The organism is Lachnoclostridium sp. (genome assembly GCF_031997925.1).
Taxonomy (GTDB): Bacteria; Bacillota; Clostridia; order Lachnospirales; family Lachnospiraceae; genus Lachnoclostridium.
Window position 1 is genome coordinate 89,489 of record NZ_DAMADT010000009.1, and the last position, 7,498, is coordinate 96,986.

Genomic DNA, 7,498 nt, shown 5'->3' on the forward strand with positions numbered 1-7,498 from the left:
GAGACCATTGGCAGTATGAAAGAAGCTTACCAGATTATGAAAGAAGCCTGTCACAAACCGTTAGATGAACCCGTGATTTCCGTTGGCGGACTGATCGGGGGAGAATCTAAAAAGGTACGGGACAGAAGGAGATCAGGGAAATCCATATGCGGAAGCATGCTGTCTAAAGCGATTACCTATTCATTGGCCGTTTTAGAAGTAAATGCCTCGATGGGCCTTATTGTGGCGGCGCCTACGGCTGGAAGCTCCGGTGTGCTACCTGGGCTGCTTCTTGCTCTAGAAGAAGAGTTTTCCCTGGATGACAATCAGATCATAGATGGCCTTTTTACTGCAAGTGCGGTTGGTTATTTGATTATGAGGAACGCTTCCGTGGCTGGAGCACAAGCCGGCTGTCAGGCAGAAGTCGGTTCTGCTTCCGCAATGGCAGCGGCTGCTGCTGCAGAAATTATGGGCGGAACACCGCAGCAGTGCCTAGATGCGGCCACTTCTGCATTAGTAAATCTCTTAGGGCTTGTCTGCGACCCGGTAGCTGGTTTGGTTGAGTATCCCTGCCAGAACCGTAATGTTATAGGTGCTGCCAATGCACTAGTATGTGCAGAAATGGCATTATCAGGAGTAAGACAGCTCATACCGTTTGACCAGATGGTGGACACCATGATGGCAGTGGGGCGTTCGATCCCATTTGAATTAAGGGAAACTTCACTGGGTGGCTGTGCAGCCACTGCTGCTGCCTGCAGTAAGACCTGTGAAATTTTTAAATCAAAGTAAATAAGTTATTATGATAAGCGATACCGGTTCTTTGAAATCGGTATCGCTTTTTTTCGGTGAAATATATAAAGCCGCAGTACTTTAACTGCGGCTTATATACGTTTCAAAACTATGGAATTTACATGTATAAGAACTTATAAATAACGTTAGCGACTCCCGCCTCCACCGCCACCGGAGAAGCCACCCCCTCCACTGGAAAATGTTGAACCACCGGTACCATCCGCATTCATCACAGTACTATTACTGATGTGGCTCGTCATACTCATAAAGTAGATCATACTATAAGTATTGCAGCCATAATGATTTACAAAGCCATTGTAATAGGATTTATCAATAACCTCAAAGGCTTTTAGTACTTTTTCACCCATGTTAAACATCGTTGCGATTACTAGATAGTCTCCCCACAGTTCTTTGTTAACATGCTCACTTTGATGAGTTAATTCTGATAAATATTTCTTTAGACCTAGTATCATAATAGCTTTATCAAAGCCTTGGCGAGTAAATCGTATCGTTCCATTCTTCTCTTCTACCATACCTAAACGACTTAATTCTTTTATGCCCTCATTATTAACTTTTTTCTCCCATTGTTTAAGTTTTTGAGAAATTTTAGTAGCATTTTTAATAATATCAGAAGACCAAAGTATATTATCATGATCCGCTTCTTCCATTAATAGATCAAATAATAATTGCTCTAAATTAGTTGCTGTAATATGTTCTGTTTTAAATAGGATAGATTCTTCCATTTTAGATTTTTTTGTTCGTTTATCAATACTGATGTAATTAGCTTCTTGCAAAAGAATTAGATAGACTCCCATAAGCTGACTATAGGAAATTCCTTGCCGAAGTAATTTAAGGGCAGCATAAATTGCAGGTATATTCCCACCAAAAGGAATGGAGTAATTGATATTTATTTTTTTATAGCTTGGTAAATGAACTACCGTATTATCAGATAGCTTATATCTTGAATAAAAAAATCCGATTAAGCCAATACCTCCACCAATAAACCCAATAACAATTAAAATCACTATCAATGGATTTATCCCCTTATCATTGGCAGAGTTTTGCAGCTCCTCAAAGGAAATCTTAGCGACAGCAGCGTTTGGAAAGAGACTTTGATCAAAGCGACAGAGAACATTGACATAATCCTTTCTATCAAATGCCTTATTTGAATTTACTGTTAAGCTACCACCACTATGAATTGCTACCTTCCCATCAAATCCATACCCCCATATACGGGCATTCTGTTGATCAAAAGCCTCATCTTCCATTTGAATTGATATTGCTATGGCTTTTGGAGCACTAGAAAGCTTTGAAATAAACTGATGATAAAAACCTGCATACTCACCGTAATTTTGTACTAAGTTATCTATCGTATATTGTAAGGTATAAGTATGATCACCATAGTCTCCAATTCCCCAGCACAACTCATACCCATCTGACTTAGTTAAAATACCACTGGTACCCTTTTTTTCTTCTCTTGAAAGTTTTTTATTCCACTTATCTAAAGCGGTATAAAGTTTTCCTGATTCACGTACCGAAAAGGAATGTACCTTCCTTCCCTCCATGTTATTGAGTGCTTTATAATATTCGGTACCACTGGATACCCCTTGCACTTCCCAAACTTCTGTAATGATAGCAGAACCATCTTTATTCAGAGTAACTTTGATTTGAATAGAGGGAATTGCATCTTCCGCGGCATATGCTTTTACTGAAGATATACTTAATATAATAAAGACTAAAAAACTGAAAATTATCCCATATTTCTTTGCTTTCATTCATAACCTCCTCGGGGAAATAAAAATATTGTTTCAATAAGTATACCTCTATTGTGATGCAATTCCAATAGAATAAGAATATTTTTCCTTCACTTCATCAAAGGCAAACAACCAGAATATTTGGAAACAACTCAAAGCAACTTTATAATTAAACATGGGCAAGAACCACTTAAAATGGTCTTGCCCACATATAACTATTGAAAATTTAAATTAGCTCATTGATTTCTGTTTATAACAACTTAACTAATTACCACTGCGGATATCTTCAAGGCTCTTTAATTCTAGTGAAACATTAGAAAATTTTCTTGTTCCACCATTTCCTGTAGGTGATTGTGCTTCTAACCCTACTTTAATTTTTTTCTGCATCGGAAGATGACAAAGTCTAGCCATCTTAAATTCTTTTCCATCCTGCGAATAATGAATTGCAAAGAGATCATCCTTGCGGCTTAGCTGAAGCCAGATTTCATCTCCATCCACATCGACGCCATTGGCATCGTCCGATCTCTCATTTGTCATAACGGTAACAACAGAATGAGTACCTAGATCTGTATACTCAAAGCATGCCTTCGCCCAAAGCTTTTCATTTTCTAACGCAAGCAATACACATGCATCATAAGTTGATACGAAGTCATGGCTCACCTTTGCTCTCAGAACAAAATCCCCCTCCACCTCTTTGTAGAAAAATGGTGCATCCGTCACAATTTTTCCATCAGCTGGATTTACAAAATAATCAGTTTTAGCTGGGGCATAAATATGTATTTCATCTTCTACTACTTCATATTGTGTTTCGATTGTCCATTGAAAATCATTGTAATTCATTAGCTTACCTCCGCATTCTCATAGTTTTTTATGTACAAGTAAGTTATAGATCGACTAATCTATAATTCTATACCAAAGTAATGGATAACTGGTTAGAATATAAACTACCTTGCCTTTATAGTACTACATAATGAATAAAATATCTACTATATATATCCATCTTGAAAATCATAGCCCATTTCGAAACAAAGTTTCCCCACATCATCAATAATCTATTTGCTTATCACTACTATCCATTTGCATGCTCATTAATCAACCAAAATCCAGTTTACCGCATAAAAAAAGGTCACAGTTTTAATCCCATGACCTTCCAAGCTCTACATCTTATAATTATTTTAACTGCGAACTCATATGCTGAGCAGCATTTTTAAATTCCTCAACACACTCTGGCTTCAATAACATTATCATCTTTGGTACTATTTCAGTCATATACTCCTTCGAAAATGAACCTTCTTGCTGTCTTTTAAAACTTTCACTCATTATGGCTTTTATTTCTTCCTCTTTGCCTTCTTTTACTCTTTCCATTACAAAATCATAAAATCTTTGCTGACCTTCGTTCATTGTAATTCCTCCGTATTAAATTAAATAATTTTCTTCGCCATGGGCGAAACAAGCATCTTTTCCATTGACTCAATATACGGAATTTGATGCTTCATGATAACAAAAGTTGTTCCAAAATGCTTTATGTCTTCGACTAATCCAGCATGGTCAGGGTGAAAATGCGTCACAAACAGATATCTTATTTTGTCTTTGTTTATCCCATATTTATGCATCATTTTTAAATATTCATTTATATTTCCTGCCCAGCCTGCATCAATGGCAATATAAAAATCGCTCACTTTCACAAGATAGCACGTAGCATGTTTAATTGGGATCGGATATACTTCCATGGTTGACCTCCGAATTATAGAAAACGCCTTACTCTTTTACAGTATTCCGTATATTTATCGCCATATATCTTTTTTAGCGATTGTTCTTCAAGAAGGATTTGCCGGTTGAAAAGCCATATTCCAGTAAAAACATAAATTAATAAGATCCAATTCGGAATAATCAAAAAAATTCCAATCAGAGCCAACCCGAATGCTGAATATATCGGATTGCGGCTGATAGAAAATGCTCCTGTAGTCACGAGTTCTCCGGGGTGATCTTCATCCAAACCAACACGAAAGCTCTTTCCAAATGAAATCAAAGCGTATAGAAACAATAAAATCCCCATTACGCACATAGCCACACCTAAAAAGCCAACAAATTCGTTATGAAACAATTCTGCTCCGACTTTAGGTAGACCAAATGCGCTTGCGAATACAATATAAAATAACAGTAAGGCAAATGGCGGGATAAGAAAATCTTTCTTATCTAATTCACCAAAATGAATGACTTTAATCCCTAATCTCTTTAATTGAAAAGCTCGGGATAAAACAAGTATTACTAGCAAAAACAAAGTTGTTGCCGCAATATATCTCGCCATATCATATCCTCCTCTTTTTTAGTTGTCTGCGCACCTGGATTTATTATTGTCATAAAATTGTTGTTAATAGCTTAACTTTACCTATGTATTATATCAAATACGGTGAGTATATCCAATCGTTAATTAATGACTATAGTATTGAAACAATGATATTAAGCTGTATTTTATTTTTTCTTTTATTGGCAATATTATGTTAATAATACGTAGATATATTTAAGAAAATACAATAACTTCTTTTAACCTTAAAATAAGAAATCATCTGAGAGACGTGAGCTTCTCCTTGGTCGGATCATCAATAAAATGATTGAATTCAAAAAAGGAGCTTTTGCTCCATAGATTGATTACTCAAAACTATATTGCAAAAACTCCTTCTAATTCATTCATGGCAAGTAAATTGAATTTTTTCTTGTATAATTATGCTTCTTTTGTTGCTGGAAGAATAATTTCAACCTCTGCATGTGGACGAGGGATTACATGTACAGATACTAGTTCTCCTACACGCTGAGCTGCTGCAGCACCTGCGTCTGTAGCTGCCTTAACTGCTCCTACATCGCCTCTTACCATAACAGTAACAAGACCACCACCAACAAATTCTTTTCCAACTAAGGATACATTTGCTGCTTTAACCATAGCATCTGCTGCTTCGATAGCTCCAACTAAACCTTTTGTTTCAATCATTCCTAATGCATCGTATTTCATTTTAAAATCCTCCTAATAATATAATTAATTTTTAATAGTTAACTTACTTTACAATAGTAATACTTGAAGATCCCCCAAGCCCCATGGCATTGGCTTCTTCTGTATCAAGGTGGCATTCTAGGCTTGAGGAATTATTCGCACGAATTGCAACATTGCTGAAAATACCTCCGCGAGCTCCTTCTGTCTGAATGTTTACGGTCTGTCCATCATGTACGCCAAATTTTACCGCATCTTCAAGACTCATATGAATATGTCTCTGGGCAATGATAAGGCCCCCTTTTGTCTGAACGGAACCCTTTGGTCCAACCAATGTGATTCCTGGTGTACCAGCTAATTCACCGGACATTTTAGGCTCAGAATTTGTTCCAAGCTTAAAGCAGTCTGATGCCAAGATTTCAACCTGAGTCTGTTTTCTGACCGGTCCTAAAATACGGACCTTCTCAATTGCTCCCTTAGGACCACATACAGTAACCATTTCCTTGCATGCATACTGTCCAGGCTGGGATAACTCCTTTATATTAGTCAGTTGATATCCCTGACCAAATAAGGTATCCAAATCTTCCTGAGATAAATGTACATGACGGTTGGAAACACCTACTGGTATTCTAGACTCTTTCGGTTCGGATTCTGTTTTCATGGCTTCCATAATGAGCTTAATTACTGCTTCATACTTATCCATTCCTATTCTCCTTTTCCAGTTGATTTACTGACCCTTCATGGCCATTACGATTTCCTTTACAAGTGCTGCTAGCTTCTCGTTGTCATCAAAGCTTTCTTGGCAAGAAGTAGTTTGGGTACCTTCCTTCTTCGCAAAGGAAGCAACAAAATCTGCAGGACTGCAAGTAGTAGCTCCGGATTTTTCCTTCCATGTGAAGGTGTTATCATCTGCAGCGATAGTGGAACAATCTTTTAATCCAAAGGCTACCTTCTTAATATTAAGGAGATGTTTTGGACTTACATTCTCAGAAACAGAGCTTCCACCACAAGTACCGCATCCTAAGGTAAAGGAAATTGGAAGGCCTGTACTAATTCCGGTTCCACCCTGGCTACCGCCTGTGTTAACAAGAATTCTAGAAGCTGGTTTCGCTGCAAATTTAAGAACCATATCTCTGTCCTGAGTGTGAATACTCATGGTATGTCCAATTCCGTTTTGTAATAGACGAATGCTTAAATCGCAAGCCTCTACCCAGTCCTTTACAGTATAGAAACCAAGAACAGTTGTAAGCTTTTCAAAGGATAATGGATAACCCTGTCCTACGCCTTCCTGTCTTCCGATAAGAACCTTGGTATCCATCGGAATTTCAATTCCAGCTGCCTGAGCAATTACCTGAGGGGAACGACCTACAAATTTAGCGTTCATGGTGTAGCCGTTCTTGAATAACAAGCCACAAACCTTATTGGTTTCTTCTTTTGTCATGAAGTATCCGCCCTGAGCCTTTAATTCAGCTAATACCTCTGCTTCATTGCTTTCCTCACAGATGATGGACTGCTCGGATGCACAGATAGTACCGTAGTCGAAAGTCTTGCTAGCAATGATTGTTTTAACTGCATGTTTCACATCAGCTGTCTTTTCAATGTAAGCAGGAGAATTACCTGCACCTACACCGATGGCTGGCTTTCCAGCACTATATGCAGCCTTTACCATAGCTGGGCCTCCAGTTGCGATAATAACGGAAACTTCCTTGCACTTCATCAGTTCGTTTGTAGATCCCATGGAAGGCATGGTCACACAGCCAATGATTCCCTCTGGTGCGCCTGCAGCGATTGCAGCGTCACGCATAACTTCAGCTGCCTTTAGTGTACATTTTGCTGCGGATGGATGAGGAGAAAATACAATAGCATTTCCTGATTTCACTGCAACCATGGATTTAAAGAATACGGTTGAAGTAGGGTTTGTAGAAGGAACGATTCCCATTACCAGACCAACCGGCTCAGCTACGTCAATAGTCTTATTTACGGTATCCTCTGC

9 protein-coding genes are annotated in these 7,498 nt (G+C 38.2%); 1 reads left to right on the top strand and 8 read right to left on the bottom strand.

All coding sequences use genetic code 11. The annotated features are described in order from the left end of the window. Window positions 1–768 (top strand): L-serine ammonia-lyase, iron-sulfur-dependent, subunit alpha (gene sdaAA, locus RTP52_RS08385; protein WP_312370509.1); only part of this gene is annotated, 768 nt, incomplete at its 5' end. Between the two features lie 146 nt (window positions 769–914). Here the strand turns inward: sdaAA and RTP52_RS08390 are convergent. The 8 genes from RTP52_RS08390 to RTP52_RS08425 all read right to left on the bottom strand — a co-directional run. Further along, window positions 915–2,543, bottom strand: a complete 1,629-nt coding sequence (locus RTP52_RS08390; RefSeq protein WP_312370512.1) for a DUF2207 domain-containing protein — start codon at window positions 2,541–2,543, stop codon at window positions 915–917. A gap of 243 nt (window positions 2,544–2,786) precedes the next feature. After that, complete coding sequence (locus tag RTP52_RS08395) at window positions 2,787–3,362, bottom strand: DUF1349 domain-containing protein (RefSeq protein WP_312370513.1); 576 nt, start codon at window positions 3,360–3,362, stop codon at window positions 2,787–2,789. A gap of 330 nt (window positions 3,363–3,692) precedes the next feature. After that, window positions 3,693–3,923: a hypothetical protein gene (locus RTP52_RS08400; RefSeq protein ID WP_312370515.1), complete on the bottom strand. Its 231-nt coding sequence runs from the start codon at window positions 3,921–3,923 to the stop codon at window positions 3,693–3,695. A gap of 20 nt (window positions 3,924–3,943) precedes the next feature. Then, a complete protein-coding gene (locus RTP52_RS08405) occupies window positions 3,944–4,252 on the bottom strand; it encodes an MBL fold metallo-hydrolase (RefSeq protein ID WP_312105633.1) in 309 nt (102 codons plus the stop codon). Window positions 4,253–4,266: 14 nt separating this feature from the next. Then, window positions 4,267–4,830, bottom strand: coding sequence for a methyltransferase family protein (locus tag RTP52_RS08410; RefSeq protein WP_312105632.1), 564 nt, complete (start codon window positions 4,828–4,830; stop codon window positions 4,267–4,269). A 414-nt stretch (window positions 4,831–5,244) separates the two neighbouring features. Next, window positions 5,245–5,529, bottom strand: coding sequence for an ethanolamine utilization microcompartment protein EutM (gene eutM / locus RTP52_RS08415; protein WP_012199459.1), 285 nt, complete (start codon window positions 5,527–5,529; stop codon window positions 5,245–5,247). A 43-nt stretch (window positions 5,530–5,572) separates the two neighbouring features. Next, window positions 5,573–6,208, bottom strand: coding sequence for a phosphate propanoyltransferase (locus tag RTP52_RS08420; RefSeq protein WP_312370518.1), 636 nt, complete (start codon window positions 6,206–6,208; stop codon window positions 5,573–5,575). A 24-nt stretch (window positions 6,209–6,232) separates the two neighbouring features. Beyond that, window positions 6,233–7,498 (bottom strand): aldehyde dehydrogenase family protein (locus tag RTP52_RS08425; RefSeq protein WP_312370519.1); only part of this gene is annotated, 1,266 nt, incomplete at its 5' end.